General features: G+C 62.9%; 22 protein-coding genes and 3 pseudogenes. 14 read left to right on the top strand and 11 right to left on the bottom strand.

The genetic code is table 11. The features are described from left to right. Positions 1–28 precede the first annotated feature (28 nt). On the bottom strand, positions 29–1,504 hold the full coding sequence (locus NKH70_RS12090) for a sensor histidine kinase (protein WP_353025352.1): 1,476 nt from the start codon (positions 1,502–1,504) through the stop codon (positions 29–31). A gap of 197 nt (positions 1,505–1,701) precedes the next feature. Between NKH70_RS12090 and NKH70_RS12085 the strand changes: the two genes are divergently transcribed. Then, positions 1,702–1,875 carry a hypothetical protein gene (locus NKH70_RS12085; RefSeq protein ID WP_352468959.1) on the top strand — a complete coding sequence of 58 codons (174 nt, stop codon included), beginning with the start codon at positions 1,702–1,704 and terminating at the stop codon, positions 1,873–1,875. A 59-nt stretch (positions 1,876–1,934) separates the two neighbouring features. Here the strand turns inward: NKH70_RS12085 and NKH70_RS12080 are convergent, their stop codons facing one another. Next, positions 1,935–2,855 (bottom strand): diacylglycerol/lipid kinase family protein, encoded by a 921-nt coding sequence (locus NKH70_RS12080; RefSeq protein ID WP_352714276.1) that lies wholly within the window; start codon positions 2,853–2,855, stop codon positions 1,935–1,937. Between the two features lie 251 nt (positions 2,856–3,106). Here NKH70_RS12080 and NKH70_RS12075 point away from each other — a divergent pair, with 251 nt between their 5' ends. Then, positions 3,107–4,453, top strand: coding sequence for a PRC-barrel domain-containing protein (locus tag NKH70_RS12075; protein ID WP_352910062.1), 1,347 nt, complete (start codon positions 3,107–3,109; stop codon positions 4,451–4,453). A gap of 52 nt (positions 4,454–4,505) precedes the next feature. On the opposite strand, the pseudogene NKH70_RS12070 reads toward NKH70_RS12075, so the two are convergent. After that, positions 4,506–6,084 (bottom strand): annotated as a pseudogene (locus NKH70_RS12070) (alkaline phosphatase family protein). Between the two features lie 223 nt (positions 6,085–6,307). On the opposite strand from NKH70_RS12070, the gene NKH70_RS12065 reads away from it, so the two are divergent. The 4 genes from NKH70_RS12065 to NKH70_RS12050 all read left to right on the top strand — a co-directional run bounded on the left by NKH70_RS12065 (position 6,308) and on the right by NKH70_RS12050 (position 9,424). Then, positions 6,308–7,240 carry a VOC family protein gene (locus tag NKH70_RS12065; protein ID WP_353025333.1) on the top strand — a complete coding sequence of 311 codons (933 nt, stop codon included), beginning with the start codon at positions 6,308–6,310 and terminating at the stop codon, positions 7,238–7,240. Between the two features lie 10 nt (positions 7,241–7,250). Beyond that, positions 7,251–7,886 (top strand): alpha/beta hydrolase, encoded by a 636-nt coding sequence (locus NKH70_RS12060; RefSeq protein ID WP_352910066.1) that lies wholly within the window; start codon positions 7,251–7,253, stop codon positions 7,884–7,886. Next, on the top strand, positions 7,879–8,178 hold the full coding sequence (locus NKH70_RS12055) for a GNAT family N-acetyltransferase (RefSeq protein WP_254816591.1): 300 nt from the start codon (positions 7,879–7,881) through the stop codon (positions 8,176–8,178). The genes NKH70_RS12060 and NKH70_RS12055 overlap by 8 nt, the downstream gene beginning before the upstream one ends. Positions 8,179–8,365: 187 nt before the next feature. Then, positions 8,366–9,424: a dipeptidase gene (locus NKH70_RS12050; protein WP_352469348.1), complete on the top strand. Its 1,059-nt coding sequence runs from the start codon at positions 8,366–8,368 to the stop codon at positions 9,422–9,424. A 151-nt stretch (positions 9,425–9,575) separates the two neighbouring features. Here the strand turns inward: NKH70_RS12050 and NKH70_RS12045 are convergent, their stop codons facing one another. Both NKH70_RS12045 and NKH70_RS12040 read right to left on the bottom strand, forming a co-directional pair. Then, positions 9,576–9,833, bottom strand: a complete 258-nt coding sequence (locus tag NKH70_RS12045) for a hypothetical protein (protein WP_352910069.1) — start codon at positions 9,831–9,833, stop codon at positions 9,576–9,578. Continuing rightward, positions 9,830–9,964: pseudogene (locus tag NKH70_RS12040) on the bottom strand (aminomethyl transferase family protein); the annotation flags it as partial. The gene NKH70_RS12045 and the pseudogene NKH70_RS12040, both read right to left, overlap by 4 nt. Before the next feature lie 221 nt (positions 9,965–10,185). Here NKH70_RS12040 and betI point away from each other — a divergent pair. From betI to NKH70_RS12020, 4 genes and pseudogenes are all read left to right on the top strand, one after another. Beyond that, the gene (betI, locus tag NKH70_RS12035; protein WP_352714584.1) at positions 10,186–10,881 is read left to right on the top strand and encodes a transcriptional regulator BetI; all 696 of its coding nucleotides are present in this window, start codon (positions 10,186–10,188) and stop codon (positions 10,879–10,881) included. Positions 10,882–10,907: 26 nt separating this feature from the next. Then, positions 10,908–11,090 carry a hypothetical protein gene (locus NKH70_RS12030; protein ID WP_352910071.1) on the top strand — a complete coding sequence of 61 codons (183 nt, stop codon included), beginning with the start codon at positions 10,908–10,910 and terminating at the stop codon, positions 11,088–11,090. Continuing rightward, a complete protein-coding gene (locus NKH70_RS12025) occupies positions 11,090–12,391 on the top strand; it encodes a flavin monoamine oxidase family protein (protein WP_352910074.1) in 1,302 nt (433 codons plus the stop codon). Before NKH70_RS12030 ends, NKH70_RS12025 begins: the two co-directional genes overlap by 1 nt. A 27-nt stretch (positions 12,392–12,418) precedes the next feature. Next, positions 12,419–12,580: pseudogene (locus NKH70_RS12020) on the top strand (aspartate aminotransferase family protein); the annotation flags it as partial. Positions 12,581–12,693: 113 nt separating this feature from the next. On the opposite strand, the gene NKH70_RS12015 reads toward NKH70_RS12020, so the two are convergent. From NKH70_RS12015 to NKH70_RS12005, 3 genes are all read right to left on the bottom strand, one after another. Continuing rightward, positions 12,694–13,194, bottom strand: a complete 501-nt coding sequence (locus NKH70_RS12015) for a DUF6496 domain-containing protein (protein WP_353025331.1) — start codon at positions 13,192–13,194, stop codon at positions 12,694–12,696. A gap of 122 nt (positions 13,195–13,316) precedes the next feature. Beyond that, the gene (locus tag NKH70_RS12010) at positions 13,317–13,994 is read right to left on the bottom strand and encodes a dienelactone hydrolase family protein (RefSeq protein WP_353015086.1); all 678 of its coding nucleotides are present in this window, start codon (positions 13,992–13,994) and stop codon (positions 13,317–13,319) included. An 11-nt stretch (positions 13,995–14,005) separates the two neighbouring features. Next, entirely contained in the window at positions 14,006–14,740 is a 735-nt protein-coding gene (locus NKH70_RS12005) for a phosphoribosyltransferase (RefSeq protein ID WP_352910080.1), read from the bottom strand. A gap of 305 nt (positions 14,741–15,045) precedes the next feature. Between NKH70_RS12005 and NKH70_RS12000 the strand changes: the two genes are divergently transcribed. Then, entirely contained in the window at positions 15,046–15,456 is a 411-nt protein-coding gene (locus tag NKH70_RS12000) for a CBS domain-containing protein (RefSeq protein WP_352458287.1), read from the top strand. An 89-nt stretch (positions 15,457–15,545) separates the two neighbouring features. Here NKH70_RS12000 and NKH70_RS11995 read toward each other — a convergent pair whose 3' ends face one another. Beyond that, positions 15,546–16,103, bottom strand: coding sequence for an Hsp20/alpha crystallin family protein (locus NKH70_RS11995; protein ID WP_352910082.1), 558 nt, complete (start codon positions 16,101–16,103; stop codon positions 15,546–15,548). A 188-nt stretch (positions 16,104–16,291) separates the two neighbouring features. On the opposite strand from NKH70_RS11995, the gene NKH70_RS11990 reads away from it, so the two are divergent. Then, positions 16,292–16,729: a DUF2267 domain-containing protein gene (locus NKH70_RS11990; RefSeq protein ID WP_352714257.1), complete on the top strand. Its 438-nt coding sequence runs from the start codon at positions 16,292–16,294 to the stop codon at positions 16,727–16,729. A gap of 48 nt (positions 16,730–16,777) precedes the next feature. After that, positions 16,778–17,248 carry a YbhB/YbcL family Raf kinase inhibitor-like protein gene (locus NKH70_RS11985; RefSeq protein ID WP_352471470.1) on the top strand — a complete coding sequence of 157 codons (471 nt, stop codon included), beginning with the start codon at positions 16,778–16,780 and terminating at the stop codon, positions 17,246–17,248. A gap of 24 nt (positions 17,249–17,272) precedes the next feature. Here the strand turns inward: NKH70_RS11985 and NKH70_RS11980 are convergent, their stop codons facing one another. Together NKH70_RS11980 and NKH70_RS11975 are read right to left on the bottom strand one after the other, a co-directional pair. Then, positions 17,273–18,748, bottom strand: a complete 1,476-nt coding sequence (locus tag NKH70_RS11980) for an FAD-dependent oxidoreductase (RefSeq protein ID WP_352978973.1) — start codon at positions 18,746–18,748, stop codon at positions 17,273–17,275. Position 18,749: 1 nt separating this feature from the next. Then, positions 18,750–19,799, bottom strand: a complete 1,050-nt coding sequence (locus tag NKH70_RS11975) for a hypothetical protein (RefSeq protein WP_353015084.1) — start codon at positions 19,797–19,799, stop codon at positions 18,750–18,752. A 366-nt stretch (positions 19,800–20,165) separates the two neighbouring features. On the opposite strand from NKH70_RS11975, the gene NKH70_RS11970 reads away from it, so the two are divergent. Next, positions 20,166–21,029, top strand: coding sequence for an alpha/beta fold hydrolase (locus tag NKH70_RS11970; RefSeq protein ID WP_245278662.1), 864 nt, complete (start codon positions 20,166–20,168; stop codon positions 21,027–21,029). Positions 21,030–21,245 lie beyond the last annotated feature (216 nt).

Below are 21,245 nucleotides of genomic sequence, written 5' to 3'. Positions count from 1 at the left end.
TTCTGGCGCCGGTCGCAAAATGTTGGCGTCACAAATCTTCGAGCGGAATCGATATTTCGGCGACCACGCCGTCCGGCCGGAATTCATGGGTCACCTCGCTGGAAATGACCTTGGCCAGGCTGCGGCGGATCAGGATCGAGCCGAAGCCATGGCGTTCGGGCGGCGCAACCCGCGGGCCGCCGCTTTCGCGCCAGGCCAGCAACAGACGCCGTGCATCCTTCCTGCCTTGTACCCTCCAATCGAGATCGACCTTTCCGGAAGAAACCGAGAGCGACCCGTATTGCAGTGCGTTGCTTGCCAGTTCATGCAGGATCAGCCCTAGCCCGACTGCCTGGTCGGGTGAGAGCAGGACATCGGCGCCGGAGATCGCCATCCGCGATTGTCCGGCGGCTTGGAACGGCTTTAGCTCGATCTCCACCAGCTCGCGGATGCCGATGCCGCGCCACTCGCGGTCCGACAGCAGGCTGTGCGCAACGCCCAGTGCCTGCAGCCTGGCGCTGAAGGCTTGGAGGAATTCGCTTGGCTGGCGGGCATGGCGAACGGTCTGCGTCGCCAGCGCCTGTACGGTTGCCAAAGTGTTCTTGACGCGGTGGTTGAGCTCGCGCAGCAACAGCCGTTGACGTTCGTCGCCAAGTTTGCGTTCGGTAATGTCGTAGTTGACGCCGAAGATCAGCGTCGGCTTGCCCTCGCCGTCGCGTTCTATGACGCGGCCGCGCGTTGCGATCCATCGTGGCGGATCGAGGCCTTTGACACGGTATTCGCCAAAATAGTCGTCGCTGCCGGTCAGCGCGTCGCGAAAGCGTGTTTCGGTCTGGTGAACGTCGCGCAGGTCGATGGCGGTCAGGATGTCGCGCGCCCTCAGCCTGTTCGACTTGGGCAGGTTGAACAATTCGGACAGCAGGACATCGCAGTCGATCATGTCGCTGCGGATATCCCATGCCCAGCTGGCAAGCGAAGCCGCGTCAAGCGCGATAGCGCGCCGCTTTTCCTCTCGAACCAGTGCGGCCTCGGCAATCGCCGCGCTGCGGGTTGCATCCTTCAGCGTGAACAGGCTGGCGGCGAGGCCAGCCAGCGCCGACAGCTGGTCGAGCTGGACAGAAGAGGGACGTGCGTGCGACTTCCGGTCGAGCACGCACAGCGTGCCGATCAGCGCGCCGTCGACGACGATCGGCACGCCTGCGTAAAAGCGGATATGATGCTCGCCGGTGACCAGCGGATTGGCTTTGAACCGCGGATCCGCCGCCGCGTCGGCCACCACCATCGGCACGTCGCCGGCTGCGATGGTATAGGCGCAGAACGATGTCTCGGTTGCGATTTCGGTCTGGTCGAGACCGATACAGGACTTGAACCACTGCCGCTCGGCATCGACCAGCGTGATCAGTGCGACAGGCGTTTGCATCGCCGAAGCGGCAAGACCACCGATACGATCGAAATCAGGATCGGCAGCCCTGTCCAGCGCGTCGAGGCCGTGCAGCACGGCAAGGCGGTCCGCGGCGCCCACCATACGGCGAATATCGGCCGGCAGGCCCGGCGTTTTCTGGCTATTGTCGTCCACTATGCCCCCAGTGGCCGGCCCCGCTGATTGATCAGGCCAATCGGCCCGTTTGTCGCCTTGCCGAGCCGGAACTTTCGCGGCGGGGGACCGTTACCAGCCAACGCCCCGCTAGTTACGCCTGCCGGCGCCAAATATGGAGCCAGACAATGCCAAAAATCATTCCTGAAAACAAAGCCCGTCAAGGGCGGCGGGGTCGGCATGTCCTTCGTATCCTGATCGCCGCGCTGTTGCTGGCTTTTATCGCCTGGGGCGTCGCCGAAATCTACGGCTGGATGATCGAGACGCCGAAGACCGAGCAGGGCAACACGCCCAGCGGCTAGATTCTCTCCATCGCTCGTGTCAGCTCGCATTACGCAACCCCACATCACGCTACCCCACGTCAGGCAACCTTTGCCTCGGCGGCGCGCGCCGGGACGAGAACATTCAGCGCGCGCGGATGGATTTCGACGGTCGTCTCGCGATCGAGCTTTACCAGTTCGCCGTCCATGACGGCCTGAACTTTCCTGTTCGTCGAATGGATTTTCAAAACGGCGCGGTTTGCCTGATGGATTTCGACATGCTCGTTGCCGCGCCATTTCCCACGGGCGACGTCAAAGAGGAACCTGATCAATTCGCCGCGCCGCCGTGCCACGGTGACATAGATGCCCAGCACGCCGCCTGCCGGATTATCGGCATAGGGCAGGTGGCCCTCGCCGAACAGATTGTTGGTGATGCCGATACCGGTGATCCGGGTTCTGATCTCGGCCTCACCGATCGTCAGCGTTACTTTCATCGCCGGTGGATTGTTGATCGTTGCCCAAGCGGCTCGCACCGAGGCACGCATCTTCCCCAGCCGCGAGCCGAATTCCATCTTCTGGCGCAGTTGCACCATCCTGGCGTGCATGCCGATCGAGAATTGATGCACGAAAGGCCGGCCGTTGGCTGTTGCAATGTCAATCGCCATCACCTCGCCGTCCGCAAACGATTTCAGTGCCGCATCGAGGGTCTGCGGAATACCGAGGCCGCGCGCAAAAAGGTTCATTGTGCCAGCCGGCAGAATTGCCAGCGCCTTCTCCCCATTCATCAAACGGGCTGCCGCGGCCGAAATAGTGCCGTCGCCGCCGCCCGCCAGCACGACGTCGATGCCGCGCCTGGAAGCTATGCCGTCCAGCGTGGCGACGATATCCTTGCCGGCGACGATTTCGATATCGATCGAGTGGCCGGCAGTCTCAAGCGTGCCGCGCATCCGGCTGGCGAAGGCCTCAAGATCGATGGTGCGCAGGGTGCCCCCGTCCTTGTTCAGCACCGCTGCAAACCGCATGGCCGTTCCATTTTCCAGCACCTATCGGGCCGGGACGGGGCCCAGCCGGGAGTGGAACGGGGCGGCCGAGAAAATGTTCCGTTCGACCAGCGCGGCGAATCCGAGAACCATTGACATCGCACGGGGTGCACCACGGCTTTTTTCGGAACAACAGTGTGGTCACAACGTTGTGAACATGCAGAAGACGCTGCGCCCGCAGTGACGCCAGGCGGGCAGGGCGTGCACGAAATCACCGACGAGGAGACACTAAGATGATCCGCACCCTTTTAACCACGACAGCAGTCGCAACATTGATTGCGACGGGTGCATTTGCGCAATCGGCGACGACCCCGGCGCCGGCGCAACCACCCGCCGCCCAGGATACCGCTCCGGCGATACGTGCCGAGGGCAGCCTTGCCACCAACATCATCGGCGAATCCGTCTATAATGGCACCGGCGACGATGCCCAGAATATCGGCAAGGTCAGCGACGTCGTCTTCGACGAGCGCGGCGAGGTAAAATCCGTCGTCATCGGCGTCGGCGGTTTTCTTGGCATAGGAACCAAGAACGTCACTTTCGACTACAGCAAGATGCAATGGGCCGAAAGAAATGGCGACCGTTGGCTGATAGCGCAAACGACGAAGGATGAGTTGACGGCCCAGCCGGATTTCGACCGGACTCCTTACGATCCACCTCCGCCACCAGCTTCGGCCGATAATGCGGCGCCTGCCGCCCCTTCCACCAGCGCGCAAAATACAACCCCTGCGCCTGCCGCGCCGGCTGAGCCAGTGAAGCGCGCCGAAGGCAATCTCGCCACCAATATCATCGGCGAGACCGTCTACAACGGCACCGGCGACGACGCCCAAAACATCGGTGACGTGAACGACATCGTCATCAACAAGGAAGCCAAGGCGCAATCGCTGATCATCGGTGTCGGCGGCTTCCTCGGCATCGGCGAAAAAAACGTCGCCTATGATTTTGACAAGGCGCAATGGGCCGAAAGGAACGGCGATCGCTGGCTGGTCGCGCAAACGACCAAAGAAGAGCTGCAGGCGCAGCCGGACTTCGACCGCAAGCCCTATGATCCGGCCCCGGCAACCACTGCGTCGAATGATGCCGCGGCTACTGCGCCCGCCACCGTCACGCCTACCGTGACGGCCAGCAACACCGCGACGACCAACAACACTGACCAAGCCAGCAAGACGGCTCAAAACGCTCCGGCAGCAGCGCCTCCGGCTAACTCGGCGGCCGACCAGACCAAGACCGGGTCGATCGACAAGTCGACGCTAACCGAAATGCCGATGGGCGAAATCCGGGCCGAGGATCTGGTTGGAACAACCGTTTACGGCGCCAACGATGTCAACGTCGGCGAAATTGGCGATATCGTGCTGGGCAGCGACAAGAAGGTCGACGCAGTCATCATCGACGTCGGCGGCTTCCTTGGCGTCGGCGAGAAGGAGGTGGCGGTCGGCATGGACAACCTGAAATTCATGACCGACAAGAACGGCAAGCGCTATCTCTACACGAACTTCACCAAGGAGCAGCTTGAGGCGCAGGCCCCCTATGACAAGGCCACCTATGCGCAAAGTCGCGACAAACAGCGCATGATCATGCGCTAAGCTGCACACAGGCCGACAGAGAAGCCGGCGCCGGCCACGGCGCGGGCTTTGCTTATCTCGAGGGAAAGCCGGCGACATGGCCGGCAACGCCATTGTCCGTCAATTCGGCGAGCGCCAGAGACTGGTCGAGATGCTCGGCCCGCCAGGCGAGCAACTTCTCGGCAAATTCCAACCGCGCCGGCAGATAGGCTGGGTCGTCAGCGACGTTGGTCAACTCGCCGGCTTTTTTTTCAAGGTCGAAGAGCAAGGGCGGCAGGCCGCCGCCGAAATGCACATATTTGAACTTTTGCGTGCGGATGACAGCGAAATTGCACTGACGCGGACCGATGCCGAAATACCGTTCGGCATCACCATCCGCGATCGAGCGGAAATCGAACTCCCAATGCGCCGTATCGCGCCAATTGTCCGGCTCCGTTGCGTCCAGGAAAGGCGCCAGCGAGCGGCCGTCGAGATGCGGCAGCACTTCGCCGCCAGTGAGCTCGAGCCCAGTGAGCTCGAGCAAGGTCGGCGCCAAATCCACCGCCTCGGTGAAGCGGTCGACGCTGCTGCCGGCAGCCTTGGGGCGGCGCGGATCGCGAATGATCAGCGGAATATGGAAGCTGCCGTCGAAGAAACCGCCCTTGCCCAGCATGAAATGATCGCCCATCATCTCGGCGTGGTCTGAGGTCAGCACGATGACGGTGTCGTCCCACGCATCGGCCGCCTTGACCGCTTGCCAGACACGGCCAAGCTGCGCGTCGACCTCCGAGATCATGCCGTAATAGAGCGCCCGGATGCGGCGAAAATTATCGTCGCCCCAGTCGCGCACCTTGCCCTCCGAGCCGGGACGGAATTTCGACCGTTCCTGCCGGTCAAGTTCATAGGCGAGATAAGGGTGGCTTGCTGCTTCGGCCTGCCAGCTTTCGGCGCGGTCAAAAGCTGGACCGATGGCCGGATCGTACATGGCGTTGTAAGGCGCCGGCACGATGAAGGGCGGGTGGGGGCTGATGAAGGAAAGATGCGCGAACCACGGCGTATCGCGCTCCTGCTCGCCGAGCCAGCGGATGAATTCGCCGGCCAGGAAGGCCGACGGCGTCTCGTCTTTCGAATAGATTGGCGGAGCGTTGCTGAATCCCGCCGTCGTTTTCCAGGATTTCGCCCACCGGGCGGTGGATGGCGGGGGAGCCGGCGCCGGCATCGACGCCGCGCGCCTTGAGCCATGACAGCCAGGGCTTCTGGTGCTCGGGCAGAAGCTGACGCACGGTGAAGCCGGGCAGCACGCCTTCATAGCTCTTCAGCTGCGGGTCGCCAGGCGCCAGCGTGCGCGGGTCGCGCGCCATGTCCGTATAACCGAAGAGCGTCGGATCATAGCCGAAGGCGCGCGCCCAGAGCGCTATGTTGCCGTGGCGGGCATCGAGCGGTGTGCCGTTGCGGCAGACACGATTGTTCATCTGGTAGAGGCCGGTGTAGAGGCAGGCGCGCGCCGGCGAGCAAGGTGCGGCGCCGCCATAGTGCTTCTGGAACAAAACGCCCTCGGTAGCCAGCGCGTCGGCATTCGGCGTCTTTACCACCTTGTGCCCAGCAGCGGACAGGCAGTCGCCGCGCCACTGGTCGCAGGTGATCAGGAGAATGTTGGGGCGTTTTCCACTCAACCGCGGTATCCTCACGCTGGCTACATGCGTCGCTCATGGAGCGCAATTTCGGCGAGTATGCAAGCCGGTCCAGTTTGCCGAATGGTGAACAAAACCTGCTTCGTCGTTCACTTTAACAGCACAGTCCATTCTGTGTTTGCCGCCTTTGCGGCCAGGAGGCGGATGCTCATATTTGCGTGGACAGCGGCAAGGGCCGCACCGGCACAAGGAAAGGAGCAGAAACATGCTCGACCAGGTCAAGGGCCTGCATCACGTCACCTCGATGGCCAGCGATGCGCGCCAGAACAATGAATTCTTCACCGGGACGCTCGGCCTGCGGCGGGTCAAGAAAACCGTCAATTTCGACGCACCCGATGTCTACCACCTCTATTACGGCGACGAGGTCGGCACGCCCGGCTCGGTGATGACCTATTTCCCGTTCCCGAACATTGGCAAAGGCCGCCATGGCGTCGGCGAAGTCGGTACCACCGCTTACTCGGTGCCCGAGGGCACGCTTGGCTATTGGGAGAAACGGTTTGCCGAGCAAGGTGTCACCGGGCTGTCCGGCGAGGAGACGTTCGGCGAGAAGCGTCTTGTCTTCGCCGGTCCCGACGGCGACGGGTTTGCACTGGTCGAGGACAGAGCGGACAGCCGTGCGCCATGGGCCAAGGGTGGCATTCCCACCGACGAGGCGATCCGCGGTTTTCACTCGGTGTCGCTCAGGCTGAAAGATGGCGGCGCCACCGAAGAGCTGCTGAAATTCATAGGTTATGAGGAGGTCGACAAGTCCGGCAACGTCAGGCGGCTGGCGGTGAAGAACGGCAACGGCGCCGACGTCGTCGATATCGAATCGCTGCCAGGGGCCGGCTTCGCCAATCTCGGCGCCGGCTCGGTCCACCATGTCGCTTTCGCCGTCGAGAACCGCGCCAAGCAGCTCGAAGTGCGCAAGGCGCTGCTCGATACAGGTTATCAGGTGACGCCGGTGATCGACCGCGATTATTTCTGGGCGATCTATTTCCGCACACCGGGCGGCGTGCTGTTCGAAGTCGCCACCAACGAGCCGGGCTTCGACCGCGACGAGGATACCGCCCATCTCGGCGAGGCGCTGAAACTGCCGTCGCAACACCAGCATTTGCGGCCCTATCTCGAGCAGCATCTGCAGAAACTGGAAGATTGAGGACAAGGTCATGAGCAAGGATTCGTATATTCACAAGGTGCTGCCCGGTTCGCCTGATGGCGCGTTGCTCTTCGTCTTTCATGGCACCGGCGGCGACGAGGCCCAGCTTCTGTCGCTTGGGCGCGATCTTGCGCCGCAAGCGACGATCGTCGCCCCGCGCGGCGATGTCTCGGAACAAGGCGCCGCACGCTTCTTCCGCCGGACCGGCGAGGGCGTTTACGACATGGGCGACCTCACGCGAGCGACGGACAAGATGGCCGGCTTCGTCAAGGCGCATGTCGAGGCGGCAAAGCCATCTTCGGTGCTCGGCCTCGGTTACTCCAACGGCGCCAACATCCTGGCCTCGGTGCTGTTTGCCGAGCCGTCGCTGTTCGACGCAACGGTGCTGATGCATCCGCTGATCCCGTTCGAGCCGGAGGTCAAGGGCAGCCTTGGCGGCAGCCGCATCCTGGTCACCGCCGGCAGGCGGGACCCGATCTGTCCGCCTGATTTGACGGCGCGGCTTGAAGCCTATTTGCGCGCCGATGGCGCCGATGTCACAGTCGAGTGGCATGACGGCGGCCATGAGGTGCGGCCAACCGAGATCGAGGCGGCGCGGCGGTTGTTCGCCCTTGCGCCGGATGAAAGGACCGCAAGCCATGTCTGACCTATTGCCGGAGATCGAGCTGGAGGACCGCGGCTCGAAGGGCCGCTACTTCCTGCGTGGGCCGGGCGGCGCCGAGGCGGAGATGACCTTCACCAAGATCGGTGAGCACCAGATCATCATCGACCATACCGAAGTGCCGGATGCATTTCGCGGCCAGGGCGCGGGGCTTCGCCTGGTCACCCGTGCCGTCGAGGATGCACGTGCGGCGGGCAAGACGATCATCCCGCTTTGCCCGTTCGCCAATGCTCAATTCCGCCGCCATCCGGAATGGGCGGACGTGCTGAAGCGGTAAGAGGCAGCCCCTCGATGAATGACAGGAGAAAGGGTGCGCGGCTTTACCGCGTGCCCCTTCGGCCATTGGCGGCGTACAAACACAAGGCAAACATACGGGATTTGCGCAGAGCGCCCGTCTTGCCTAAGTATTGCCAACAAACCGGCTCGCCGTCTGCGGTCCGACCACTTCAACCGAATGGCCCTCCATGACCGAATCCGATCTCGTTCCCGTCTTCGACGGCCACAACGACACGCTGCTCAGGCTCTACCAGTCGAAGGATGCGGACGTCGAAAAGCTGTTCGTCGAGGGGACGCCGGGTGGCCATATCGACCTGCCACGCGCGAAGAAAGGCGGATTTGCCGGCGGCATGTTCGCGATCTTCCCGCCGCCTGTCGAGAAATCCAAACGCGGCGCCGTGCCGCTGGCACCGAGCGACAGCGAGCCCTTGCCGCCCGAGGTTCCTCGCGCCGATGCGCTCAACTCCACCGTAGCGATGGCCTCGATCCTGTTCAGGCTGGAGCGGGCTTCGGCGCTTACCGTCTGCCGCAGCGCCGGCGATGTGAGGAAGGCGATGGCGCAAGGCTCGATTGCGGCGGTGTTCCATATCGAAGGGGTCGAGGCGATCGACCCTGAGCTCACCTTGCTCGACGTTCTCCACGCAGCCGGCTTGCGCTCGCTCGGCATCGTCTGGAGCCGTCCCAATGCCTTCGGCCACGGCGTGCCGTTCCGCTTCCCGTCGTCGCCCGATACAGGGCCGGGGCTGACCGATGCCGGCAAGGCGCTGGTGAAAGCCTGCAACCAGCTGAAGATCATGATCGATCTTTCGCATCTCAACGAAAAAGGTTTCCGCGACGTCGTCGAGATCAGCGACGCACCGCTGGTCGCGACCCATTCCAACGTGCACGCGATCTGCGGCCATTCGCGCAATCTCACCGAATGGCAGCTCGGCGCGATCCGCGACTCCGGCGGCATGGTCGGGCTGAACTTCGCCACCGGGTTCCTACGAGAGGACGGCAGGATGAACGCCGACACCAGCCTCGACATCATGATGCGCCATGTCGATTCGCTGCTGCAGGCGCTGGGCGAAGACGGCGTCGGCCTAGGCTCGGATTTCGACGGCGCCATGATCCCGGCCGTGATAGGCGACGTTGCCGGCCTGCCAAGACTGCTCGACGCGTTCGCGGCACGCGGCTTCGGGCGCGCGCTGATCGAGAAGATCGCCTATCGCAACTGGCTCGGCATGCTGGAAAAGACCATCGGCTAAGCCTGTCGATATTCAGGTGAGGCCGGCCTGCAAACGATGGCTTCCTGCGCTTCCGGTGCTCACGTACTTAAGTACGCTCCGCCCCGGTTCTCGGAAACCATCGTTTTCGACTCGGCCTGACCTGAATCTCAACAGGCCTAGGCGGGAATTACTAGGCGCCCATGCGCTTCAGCCAGTCCTGGCCGACGCCGCGGTCGCGGATGATCGGCAGCGGATCGGTGGAATCCAGCCGCGCACAGATGCGGTAGACTTCCAGCGTTTCGGCGTCCATCTCGCCGCGCTTGTAGAAGAACATGGCCGCGGCATAGCGGGTTCGGCCCGACCATTTTTCGCCGAGCGGCATGTTGACCAGCTGCCACTGCTCGGCGGCTTCGGCATCGATTTCGCGACTGTAAGTGTCGTCAGTCATCTCTTAAAATCCGCGGGCGGATTGGCGGTGCGGCGGTCGAGCCTGACGAACGGCCGCGGCACCAGTTTGGCACGCTTCAACAGCTGGTGATACCGCAGCTCGCGCCTGGCATAGATCTCGACCCAAAGGTCCGCTGCAGGCGGGGGCGCCGATCTGGTCCACGCATCGCCGGGATCGCCACCTTTTGCCAACGGTGCCTTCGACATCGTTTTCTCCAAGGATGCCTATCTCGACGAGAACATTCGAACCCGAGCAGCCCTGCAGAAGGTGCTTGACAGTGGCGAGCACCATCCCACTGATCTTCGCGGCCGAAGCCGGTCGGCTAGCCGGCGATGCTGGAGACCATCACCCGATGAAGACAACAGAGGCGCGCGAAGCCCTCCTCGAACCGGCGCGAAAAAGCGATTCCGAAAAGCGCGGCCGCAAGGCGTCGAAAGAGACAAGGCAGCTTCAACTGATCGAAGCGACAATCGATTCATTGGCCAAGCGCGGCTATTCGGAAACGACTATGGCCGACGTCGCCGACGGCGCCGGCTTGTCGCGCGGCATCGTCAATTTCCATTTCGAGAGCAAGGAGAAGCTGCTCGTTGCCACTTTGCAATACATGTATGACGAGTATTCGGCGCATTGGCGCAGCGCCTTGCAAAAGGCCGGCGATGATCCCGCCCGCCAGTTGCAGGCATTGGTCGCGGCCGATTTCGACCGCTCGATCTGCAACAAGCGCAAGCTGGCTGCCTGGTGTGCCTTCTGGGGCGAGGCCAAATCGCGGCCGAAATATCAGGCGCTGAGCAGCGCACGCGATGCCGTCTACCAGAACATCTTCATCGATCTTTGCGCGGCGCTCAAGCAGAGCGGCTTCTATGCCTATGAACCACAAGTCATGGCGCTGGCGCTCAGCGCCATGCTGGATGGTCTGTGGCTGCGTTTGATGATGGGCACCGAAGACACCACACGCGAGACGGCACTGCAGGCCGCGAACGAGTTCCTGTCCGCGGCATTCCCCAAGCACTATCCGAAATCTGCAGCCAGCGGTGCCAAGCCGGCGTGAAACAATCAAAAGAGGATGGAACAGCAATGAAGACATTGACGCGACCTCTGAGAGCGCTGGTGGCTTCGGCTGCGGCGCTGGGGCCGGACAAGGACCTCGTTTTGTTTGACCAGTCCCGTTACGAGGACCCCGGTTCCCATCCTCAGCCGGTGGCGCCTGAGCTCAAGCAGCGGTGGGTCGCGGAATTCGAGAAGATCAAGGCCGGCTGATGAAGTCCACGATCGAACGAGCCGATGTGGCCATCCTCGGCGCCGGCTTCACCGGTTTGTCGGCAGCGCTTGAGCTGAAGAAGGCTGGCGTCGATTTCGTGGTGCTCGAAGCCCGCGACCGTGTCGGCGGACGCGTCGAAGCCGTGCAGAACGGGCTCGGCGAGCGGATCGACAGCGGCGGCCAGTTCCTGTGCGAAGACATGCCGGAATTGATGGCGCTGGTGCGAGCGCGCCGCAAGACATTGGTCGAGACCCATGTCGCAGGCGAATTCGTCACGCAGCCGCGAATGAGCGAGGCGCAAGCCGGGCGCACTTACGGCACCGCGATGCGAATACGCGAGCGGATGAATGCGATCGCACCGAACGACCCGGCCATTGCCGGCTTGACGGTCGCGGCATGGCTCGATCGCCAGGCCGATCCCGACGATGCCAAGGCCGCCTTTCGGTCGATGATCGAGGGCCTGTGGTGCCTGGCAATGGAAAGGCTGCCGCTGTGGTACCTGATCGACAATGATCGACGCGTCACCAACGAGGTGTCGGAGCTGCAGTATTTCGTGCGCGAAACCATGCATTCGCTGGCGGATGATCTTGCGCGGGATCTCGGCGATCGACTGCGGCTGAATACAGCTGTCGAGGCCATTGAGGACGGGCCGGGAGGGGTTCGCGTCGTTTCGCCTGCCGGCGCGATCGAGGCACGAGCGGTACTGGTCGCCGTACCGCCGATGATGGCCTCGAGAGTGGATTTCGTGCCGCCGCTGCCGGCTGTGCTGAAGAGAGCCCTCGGCGTCTGGCAAAGCGGCGCGGTGATCAAAATGCTGGTGCGCTATCCCAAGGCTTTCTGGCGCGACAGGGGCTTGAGCGGCATGGTGATGTGGCGCGATCCGCACGGGCTCTTTGCCTGCGATGCAAGCAGGGACGAGGATCATGCAGCACTTGTCGTCTTCATCGGCGGGCCGCTGGCGCAGCGCTGGCGGGATCTGGACGACGCAGCGTTACGCGCAAAGGTGACATCAAAGCTGGAAGAGGCGCTCGGTATCGAGGCGGCCGGCATTATCGATCTCAGCTATCGCGACTGGACCGGGGATCGCTGGAGCGGCGGCGGTTACAGCGATCTGATCGTCGATGCGACGGCAACTGATGCCGAACGCATTATCCGTGCTGGCGCGTCGCCGATCCATTTCGCCTCGTCGGAGCTGTCGCCATCATTTCCGGGCTACGTCGAGGGCGCCATCGTCGCCGGCCGCATTGCTGCGCTAGAAATTATTCAGTCGGCCATCGCCATCAGAGCCTCAGGGTCATAAGCGAGGCGGATCGAGCTGCCGACCGGAATCGACGCGCATTGCGACGAGCTCAGCCTGCTGGTCAGGCCGCTGATCAACATGTGCGTAATGTCGCCGCCGCTGATCATCACGCGCGAGCAGATCGACGACATGGTGTCGATCTTGCGCGAAGGCATTTCGCGCACGATGGACGATCTGCGCCGGGAAGGGGGTCTGGGAGGAATAGGCGTTTATCGCCGGCGGCCTTGTCGACGTCTTGCCTTTGCTGGCGGCGGCCGTGGCGTCCAGATCGGGTTTCCTGGAGGCGAACTGCCGTCTTTGAACTATGCGTGGTGTACCCGCGTTCTGGCGGCCTTCTGCGCCGCCGCCTTCCTTCCGCTGGCGCCTTTCGTCTCGGCGGCTTTCCTTGCGGCTGCGGAACGCTCCTCGGCCGTCCGGCGCGAGGCCGCACGCTTGGCCTGCTGCGCCAGCGCCTCGTGCGACGCCGTGCTCTTCGGCTCGTGCTCGAGCACCTTAGAGACGGCTTTCGAGACCCGCGGGCGGCGTTTCGGCTTGCGTTCGCCCTGGCCGGCCTCATAGGCGTATTCGGCGCTTTTGCGCGTGCTCTCCTTCACCTTGCCCTTTTTGGGTGGGGGCAGGTCTACACCTGCGCGTCTCGCCTCGGAAAGCCCGATGGCGATAGCCTGCTGTGTCGAGCGCGCGCCGTGCTCGCCGCGGCGGATTTTATCGATCTCCTCGTGCACGAACTCGCCGGCCTGCGTGCTCGGCGATTTGCCCTCGCGCTTGTCCTTTCGGGCCTTCTCTATGGTTTTCTTGTCCGGCATTGTCTTTCTCCCACATACGGGCTGCGACAGCCATTCGGGTTGCAGCTGCGCGCGGTCTTATGAGGATCATAACGCGTTGAGGACGCAAATGATCCCGGCACTGGTGAGCCACGCCCCGGCTGTCAGGACGTCGACGCCGATCTGTCCGAAATCAGATGGCGCAAGAACCATTGGGTAGCGAGATCCGCGACTTCGTCCAGGGCGCCGGGTTCTTCGAACAGATGTGTCGCGCCAGGGACGATGGCGAGCTCCTTCTCGCTGCGGAGCGCCGCCAGCGCCGAGCGGTTGAGCGCGATCACTTGCGTGTCCGCGCCTCCGACGACGAGCAAGGTCGGCGCCCGAACGCGCGGCAGGGCGAGCGCTGCAAGATCGGGCCGGCCACCACGCGAAACCACGGCCGCGGCCTGGTCGGGCCGCTCGGCCGCCGCCACCAGGGCGGCACCGGCGCCCGTGCTCGCGCCGAAATAGCCAAGACGCAACCCCGATGTGTCCGGCGAGGCATCGAGCCAATCCGTGACGCCGACCAGCCGGTCGGCGAGCAGTCCGATATTGAAGCGCAACTCGGCCGTGACCTGGTCGATCCGCTCCTCTTCGGCCATCAACAGGTCGACGAGGAAGGTGGCGAGGTTCGCCTCGTTCAGCCTTCCGGCCACGTAGCGGTTGCGCGGGCTGTGGCGGCTGCTTCCGCTGCCGTGGGCGAAGAGCACAAGGCCACGAGCATCCGAGGGCAACGAAAGATTGCCCTCAAGCGTGACAGGCCCCACGGGAACATGCACGATGTGCTCGCTATGCCGGTGCATATCCACCTCCGCTATGTCGATCTGGTACCAGGCACCGGACCCGCGCTCGCGCGCCCGGCCAATTCTTCTTCGGAAGCGGCAGGCTTGTCGGAAGCCGCAGGCTTGGGCACGCAGCTGGCGAGGAGCGCGCGGACCTCTTCATCGCTCGTTTGTGAGAAATCCACGTACCAGCGCCCGACACCCAGCAACGGCTCTGGTGTCGTCGCGCAAACGACCTCGTCGGCGTCCGCCCGCATCGCGTCGCAAGTGTCGGGGCTACCGACGGGAACGGCCGCGACAATATGGGCGGCGTGGTTTTTTCGCAGCGCCTTGATCCCGGCCCGCATGGTCGATCCGGTCGCAAGCCCGTCATCCACGAGGATAATGGTCCGTCCATTCAACTGCGGTGGGGGGCGCCCGTCCCTATAGAGGTGCTCGCGGCGCAGAAGCTCTTTTTCCTCCTTTGCGGCGACCGCGTCGATGACATGTGGCGGGATCGCGAGACCGCTGACGATTTCGTCGTTCAGGACACGTACGCCTGAGGGCGCAATCGCCCCCATGGCCAGTTCCTCGTGACCGGGGACGCCGAGCTTGCGCACGACGAAGACGTCGAGCGGTGCCTTGAGTGCCCGCGCGACCTCGTAGCCGACCGGCACGCCGCCTCGGGGCAGCGCCAATACGATCACGTCGTCGCGGCCGGCAAAGCGAACGAGCTCCCCGGCGAGTCGCCGCCCGGCCTCGCGGCGATCTGAAAAGATGATAGCCATGACCTTCAATCCGCGTGCATCTGTTTTCCCGGTAGATGTTTTGTCACCAGCCTGCGGCCACATGCCGTGGGATGGCTGCGGCACCGGTACCATTTTGGAACTCGCTCGCTGCCTGGACGTTCCAAGAATAGTTTCGATCGCGAGGTGCCGGCACCGGCACGGGTTAGCGCGGATCGGGAAGATCGAAGATAGCGATCCGTACATGCCTCGTCCGGCGATTTCGCGATGCGCGGCAACAGGCGCGTCTGGCGGCTTGTTGCCTCAGCAATCAGAGAGAGGAATGTCCCATGCAAGTTCAGGAGATCATGAGCCGTCGGACCGAACTGGTCGGCCCGAACACTACAATCAGGGATGCCGCCCGGAAAATGCGGGCCGACAATCTCGGCGCCCTTCCGGTCGGCGAGAATGACAGGCTGGTCGGCATGGTGACAGACCGCGACATCGTGATGCGCGGTGTCGCCGAGGAGCGCTCAGCCGGCAACACGACCGTTCGCGAGGTCATGTCCGAGCATGTCTATTGGTGCTTCGACGACGCCGATATCACCGATGCGGCGAAGATCATGGCCAAGCATCAGGTGCGTCGTCTTCCGGTGATCAACCACGACAAGCGCCTCGTCGGCGTCATTGCCCTGGCCGACCTCGGGCGGACCGATAAGGAAGCCGCCAAAATCGCTCTCGAAGGCGTTTCCGAGGCAACGGACGATCCCCGGCGCTAGACGCTCGCCTGAGCGGTTGCCGCCGTGCTCGCCGTTCTCCCTCCCTCGGGGGTGAACGCAGCCTGCTCAGGCAGCCTTCAGTTTGGCTACTATCGCGCTTTCACTTCTATGCGGCGTGTCTTGTCCTTTGCAGCGGGATTCTTCGGAAGCTCGACAGTCAAAACGCCGTTCCTGAAAGTGGCCTGCACCTTGTCGGCATCGATCTCCGCTTCCAGGGGGATCGTCCGCTGAAACCGGCCATAACTGCGTTCGCTGTAGGTGTGGCCGCGGTCGCTTTCCTTGTGCTCCGAACGCTTCTCGCCCGTAATGGAGAGGGTGTTGTCGCGCAGCTTGAGCTCAACATCCTTCTGCTCGAGCCCCGGCAATTCGGCGGTGACCTTATAGGCTTGGTCTGTTTCATATACGTCGACGCTCGGCCAAAGATCGCTGGCCGTAGTCGCTTCGGCCATTGGCGCAAAGAAGTCGTCGAACAGGCGATCGATCTGCCGGTGGAATGACGTGAGTGGGTCTCGCGCGGACGGGTAGAGGCTGCGCGATGGCGTCCTGGGCGCCAAATCGTGATGTGCCATGGTTCTTCTCCTGTTTTTCGTGTCTGCATCACTCGTCGCCATGTGATCGGCGACGGCAAACAAAACTCGTCCACCCATGAGGATGTTCCGAGCGTCGGCCAAGAAAGGCGGTCGAAAAAACAGCGGCAAAAAGCCGGCCCGAATCCCCTCATGACGAAACCTCCGACAATGAATGCGCACCAGGACATGCGCATCGGGGAACAACGGGCAGGCACGGCTGTTTGGTCATATCAGCCTAGTCGGATTTGAATGGAAGGAGGATTTCGATGAACGCCACCGGACTCGACGTATTCGACAAGACACTGCAGACCACGAACATCTGGCTCGACGAGATCATGGACGAGATTGGACCGGATCGGCAGGTCGCCTGGCACGTTCTCGGCGCGGTGCTGCACGCCCTGCGCGACCGTATGCAACCGGATCTTGCAGCCCACCTAGGCTCGCAGCTGCCGATTCTGGTGCGCGGCGCCTTCTATGACCAATATCAGCCTTCCAAAGCTCCCGAGAAGATGCGGTCGCTCGACGAGTTTCTGGCCAAGATCAAGGCGGAGCTGGAATTTGCCCGTCCGGTCGATTCCAAGGATGCATTCAGGGTCGTGTCCAAGGTGCTCGCCCATCACGTCGGAGAAGGACAGATGCACAAGGTCTGGGAATCCCTGCCAGGAGAGATAAGACGCGTCGCTGAAGCTCAGCAAGCGGCGTGAACGGCGCCGCGCGGGTTTCTCGGTCGCAACCTTCTTGGGGAGATAGCAATGCCACTCACCCTTATCAGCCCGGCGTTCCGGGCAGGCGGAAGAATTCCCGAAAAATATGCGCGTGACGGCCAGAACGTCTCGCCGCCGCTGAAGTGGTCCGGTGTCCCGGATGGTACCAAGAGCCTTGTTCTTGTCGTGCGGGATCCCGATGCGCCAAGCGGGATTTTCGGGCACTGGGCGGTGTTCAATATCCCGCCGGATGCCGGCGGACTCGCCGAGGCCGAAGACGGCAAGCCCGGTCCATCGGCCCTCAGGCAAGGCACCAACGATTTCGGCAATGCCTATTACGATGGTCCGCAGCCGCCTGCAGGGCATGGCGTCCACCATTACCACTTTCTGCTGGCCGCGCTCGATGTGCCGAGCCTCAGCGTTCCGGGGCAGGCGGGCGTGCATCAGGTCTGGAAGCAAGCCCAGAAACACGCATTGGAGGAGACGGAGTTGGTCGGAACCTACGAACGGCCGGCGTGACGCGGGCCGTGCCGGTCGCCGCCTTCACAATGTAATCTGGGCAAGCGGTTTTCGGGCAGGGCCGTGGATGACCGAACCGTCGGCGGCGAAGATCGAGCCGTGGCAGGGACAATCCCAGGTGTGGTCCGCATTGTTCCAGGTCACGGTGCAGCCCTTGTGGGTGCACGTCGCCGAAACCGCCTGGAGTGCGCCTTCGGTGTCTCTCCACGCCGCAATCTTTTCGTCTCCCCTGACGATCACGCCACCCATGCCGGGCGCAATGTCGTGGGTGCTCGAGACGATCGATTGGCTGCGGCCATTCTTGTGGAAGCCCTCGGGATAGGGCCGCGCCGGATCGTAGAGTTTTTGCAGTGGGCTCGGGCGGTCGCAAATCAGGTCGGCGATCATCGTGCCCACGGCCGTCCCGTTGGTGATGCCCCAGGCGTTGAAGCCCGTGGCAATGTGGAAGCCGGCGGCCTTGGCGGGATCGGGTTCGCCGGCATATGGGATCCTGTCGGCCGTATCATAATCCTCGTTGCACCAGCGCCACGCGACGTCGCCGACCGGAACGTTCTTTCTTGCCCATTTTTCCAGTTCGACAAACCGCTTCGCCACGTCGCCATCCCAGCCGGTGTTGAATTTGGGGCCAAGCACGACCAGCAGCGGACCTTCGGCATCACGGCCCGTGCGGATGGAATGCGTCGGGTCGTCGATGCCGATGAACATGCCGTCGACAGGGAGGGGATCATCGAGCCGAAAGGCCATCACGGTGTGGCAGCGCGGTTGCGTCCGGTTCGCCATGCCCATGGGGCTCTTCACCGTCATGTTGGTGGCGACGACGACGTGCCCGGCATCAACGGCGCCGCCATCTGTGACGACGCGCCAGCGGCTTGCCTCGTCGATCGAGGTGGCGCGGCTGTTTTCGAAGATCCGACCGCCGCGGGCCGTCACCGCTTCCGCCAGGCCAACCAGATACATCGCCGGATTGAACTGCGCCTGATCGGGGAACCGTAATGCCGCGGCCGTTTCGAAAGGCAGCGGTGCGCGTTCGAGAACCTCGGCCTCCAGCCCGACCTGGCGCGCGGCCTCCGCCTCGGCCGCGACCTTCGCGCGCCGGCTTTCATCGCAGGTGTACGTATAGGCGTCCTTGCTCTCGAAATCGCAGACGATGGCGCAGTTGTTAACCCAATCGCGGATTTGTCGGGCGCCGGCGGAATTCGCATCGGCATAGGTCTGCGCCAGGTCCCGGCCAACGCTGTCGATGAGATGACGATAGATCAGCGCATGCTGCGTGGTGATCTTGGCCGTCGAGCGGCCGGTCACCTGTCCGCCCGTGCGCAGGCCTTCGAGGACGACCACCGACCGGCCCGCCTCGCAAAGCCGAAGCGCCGTCGTCAGCCCGACAATTCCAGCACCCACGACAACGGCGTCCGCATGGATCGAACCTTCGAGCTGGGGATAGTTCGTGGACCTGGCCGCCGCCACCCAACAGCTTCCCGGTTTTCCCAAGAGAATGGCCATTTCAACCGCGTTCCTTGCGTCTCGATGCACTTCCATCGACAACCGCGCCGGCACGGGAACGTTCCCGAGGTTCGTCGCTTTCAATCGATCTCTCGCCACCCCGGGTCAGAAAAGCACCGGGAAGATGCGAGGTGCAGGCCATCACCCAGGTGATCGCCTCGCGGTCGTATTCGTCGCCGGAGCGCCAGTCCTCGAAGAAGGCGTTCAGCCTATCGACACGCCCCGGCCAGATGCCGGCGGCCTGCAGGCCGAGCGATACGCCGTAATTGGTGAAGGCGAACTTGGTATCGCGCAGCCATGGGGCGCGGCTGAAATAGCCGGGCGGGTCGACCCACATCGTTTCCAGGGTTCGCAGCGAACGCCTCGTCTGGGCGTCGGCCCACGGCTCGTCGGGAAAGAAATGGGCGAGCCACAACATCATGCCGAGGCCGAGGTCCTGCTCGATGTCGAGGGTGCGCCAATCGCGCTCCATCAGTTCACGCATTTGCGCGATCTCGGGCGCCAGTTCCTCGTCGTCGAGCATTCGGTAAGAGACGTAGCCGTCATAGGCATCCATGCTGCCGAGGCCGTAGCCGGGGTAAGGACCGCTCAAATCCTCCTGCATCTTCCAGATCACGCCGCGGCCGGGGACCACAAACGCCGGGTGAATGTCCCGCGCCAGCGTAATGCCGCGCTTGCGGTATTCCGGCTTCAGATCGCCGAGACGCGCCAGGGCGAACAGCCACATCGCCAGATAGTGGAAATACTGGCCGTCGCGATCGGCCGCTTCGCCGATCCTCAGTCCGCGCCGGCGGCCGAGCACACGCTCGACATCGGCCACCAGCCGCTCGGCCGCGTCCAGCCAGCGCTGTTCGCCAGTTTCCGTATAAAGCGAAACGTAGAGCACGACCCCGAATGCATCGGTCCACAGATACCGCAAGCCGTTGGGCCAGATGCCTTCGGCGCGCATCCAGTCGAGTTTTCGCAGGACATAGTCGACGTCACGCAGCATCGTGCCAAAGCCCGAACTGGCCGAGCCGGCCGATGTTCGGTGTCGCGCGATTGTGAGCATGCAGAATTTCGAGCATGTCTCTCCTCCGTCCGGTTGATCTGGCCAGATACCGCGAAACGATCTGATCGGCGGCGGGTTCCTTGGCCGCTTCCAACGGCGCGACCCGGGAACCCTCCGCCTGATCATGAGTTTGCGAATTGGCCTTGGACGGTGCGGGGGACCACGTGGCCCGAACTCATGCCCGGACTGGCCGAGCGGAGCAGTACAGAAAGCGACAATCGCGCGAACAAGACAAAGTGCACTGTGTCACCGTATTTGTGTTTTGGAAGTCAGTTGCCGCGTCTATTTTTCCACGGAACCTTCCAGCGAGAGCATCGTAAACAACGGGATGCGGGAGGTTGCAGCCTTTCGATCGAGGAGGCAAAGTTGCGACACCGCCAAGTCAAAGTTAACGGAGACGCCATTTTCTTTCGCGAGGACGGCCCGGCCGACGCTCCGGTGCTTCTGTTGCCGCACGGCTATCCCTGCTCGTCCTATCAGTTTCGAAGGCTGATGCCTGGACTGGCAGATCGCTGGCACACGTTCGCGCCGGATTTTCCTGGCTTCGGTTACAGCGCCACGCCCGACATGGCTGCATTCGGCTACGATTTCGATGCCTATGCCGGGTTTCTGGCGGCTTTCGCTGACGCGCTCGGCCTATCCCGCTATGCGCTGTGGCTGCACGACTATGGCTCGCAGATCGGATTGCGCCACGCCATCGCCTATCCGGAGCGCGTTGCCGCGCTTATCATCCAGAACGGCGACATCTACGAAGACGTGCTCGGCCCGAAATACGCAGCCATCAAGATGTATTGGAACGACAAGACGTCCGAGAAGCATCGCCCGCTGGAAGATGCGGTCAGCGAGGAGGGCTTCCGGCACGAGTTCATCGGTGAAGTTGGCGAGGCCGTGGCCGAGCGCGTGCCACCGGATCTGTGGAAACTCCATTGGCCTCTGATGGACACGCCAGCCCGTCGGCGGCTTGCGGTCGGCCTGATGGAGAAGCTGGAGGGGAACCTTAACTGGTTCCCGAAATACCAAGCTTATCTGCGCAAACGGCAACCGCCGACACTGATCGTCTGGGGTCCCGAGGACGGCTATATGCCGGCCGCATCGGCCCGCGCCTACAAACGCGACTTGCCGCAAGCTGAGTTCCACCTCCTCGATGGCGCCGGCCACTGGCTACTGGAAACCCATTTCGATGAGGCGCTTGCGTTGGTGCGCGACTTCCTTGCACGCGTCCACGGCTGATGACCGATGCATCCCTCGGGTAACCTATTGAAAGCATGGTGAACCGACCGGTCTGTGGCGAACCAGTCTCCGTTTGATATTTCCTGCTAACAGGCAAAAAGCAGGGTATTTGTGCGAAATGCGCGCTTTGGGCGGGCAGAACATCAATATCTTGTAGCGATGTCAGCTACTTAGTGGGAGATTTCCTGCGCGAGGCGTCAGGGAACATCGACCAGA

Origin of the sequence: Mesorhizobium sp. M0991, from assembly GCF_040318915.1 — a bacterium.
Lineage (GTDB): Bacteria > Pseudomonadota > Alphaproteobacteria > Rhizobiales > Rhizobiaceae > Mesorhizobium.
This window is presented reverse-complemented; position numbering and strand designations above follow the sequence as displayed.

What these genes read in the sequence shown, in the direction of transcription:
- NKH70_RS12065 (WP_353025333.1), top strand. Translation starts at nt 6,308, where the DNA reads ATGCTCGACCAGGTCAAGGGCCTGCATCACGTCACCTCGATGGCCAGC.
- NKH70_RS11995 (WP_352910082.1), bottom strand. Translation starts at nt 16,103, where the DNA reads ATGGGTGGACGAGTTTTGTTTGCCGTCGCCGATCACATGGCGACGAGT.
- NKH70_RS12005 (WP_352910080.1), bottom strand. Translation starts at nt 14,740, where the DNA reads ATGGCTATCATCTTTTCAGATCGCCGCGAGGCCGGGCGGCGACTCGCC.
- NKH70_RS11985 (WP_352471470.1), top strand. Translation starts at nt 16,778, where the DNA reads ATGCCACTCACCCTTATCAGCCCGGCGTTCCGGGCAGGCGGAAGAATT.
- NKH70_RS11980 (WP_352978973.1), bottom strand. Translation starts at nt 18,748, where the DNA reads ATGGCCATTCTCTTGGGAAAACCGGGAAGCTGTTGGGTGGCGGCGGCC.
- betI (WP_352714584.1), top strand. Translation starts at nt 10,186, where the DNA reads ATGAAGACAACAGAGGCGCGCGAAGCCCTCCTCGAACCGGCGCGAAAA.
- NKH70_RS12045 (WP_352910069.1), bottom strand. Translation starts at nt 9,833, where the DNA reads ATGACTGACGACACTTACAGTCGCGAAATCGATGCCGAAGCCGCCGAG.
- NKH70_RS12050 (WP_352469348.1), top strand. Translation starts at nt 8,366, where the DNA reads ATGACCGAATCCGATCTCGTTCCCGTCTTCGACGGCCACAACGACACG.
- NKH70_RS11990 (WP_352714257.1), top strand. Translation starts at nt 16,292, where the DNA reads ATGAACGCCACCGGACTCGACGTATTCGACAAGACACTGCAGACCACG.
- NKH70_RS12000 (WP_352458287.1), top strand. Translation starts at nt 15,046, where the DNA reads ATGAGCCGTCGGACCGAACTGGTCGGCCCGAACACTACAATCAGGGAT.
- NKH70_RS12055 (WP_254816591.1), top strand. Translation starts at nt 7,879, where the DNA reads ATGTCTGACCTATTGCCGGAGATCGAGCTGGAGGACCGCGGCTCGAAG.
- NKH70_RS11975 (WP_353015084.1), bottom strand. Translation starts at nt 19,799, where the DNA reads ATGCTCACAATCGCGCGACACCGAACATCGGCCGGCTCGGCCAGTTCG.
- NKH70_RS12025 (WP_352910074.1), top strand. Translation starts at nt 11,090, where the DNA reads ATGAAGTCCACGATCGAACGAGCCGATGTGGCCATCCTCGGCGCCGGC.
- NKH70_RS12090 (WP_353025352.1), bottom strand. Translation starts at nt 1,504, where the DNA reads ATGGTGGGCGCCGCGGACCGCCTTGCCGTGCTGCACGGCCTCGACGCG.
- NKH70_RS12060 (WP_352910066.1), top strand. Translation starts at nt 7,251, where the DNA reads ATGAGCAAGGATTCGTATATTCACAAGGTGCTGCCCGGTTCGCCTGAT.
- NKH70_RS12085 (WP_352468959.1), top strand. Translation starts at nt 1,702, where the DNA reads ATGCCAAAAATCATTCCTGAAAACAAAGCCCGTCAAGGGCGGCGGGGT.
- NKH70_RS12015 (WP_353025331.1), bottom strand. Translation starts at nt 13,194, where the DNA reads ATGCCGGACAAGAAAACCATAGAGAAGGCCCGAAAGGACAAGCGCGAG.
- NKH70_RS12080 (WP_352714276.1), bottom strand. Translation starts at nt 2,855, where the DNA reads ATGCGGTTTGCAGCGGTGCTGAACAAGGACGGGGGCACCCTGCGCACC.
- NKH70_RS12010 (WP_353015086.1), bottom strand. Translation starts at nt 13,994, where the DNA reads ATGCACCGGCATAGCGAGCACATCGTGCATGTTCCCGTGGGGCCTGTC.
- NKH70_RS12030 (WP_352910071.1), top strand. Translation starts at nt 10,908, where the DNA reads ATGAAGACATTGACGCGACCTCTGAGAGCGCTGGTGGCTTCGGCTGCG.
- NKH70_RS12075 (WP_352910062.1), top strand. Translation starts at nt 3,107, where the DNA reads ATGATCCGCACCCTTTTAACCACGACAGCAGTCGCAACATTGATTGCG.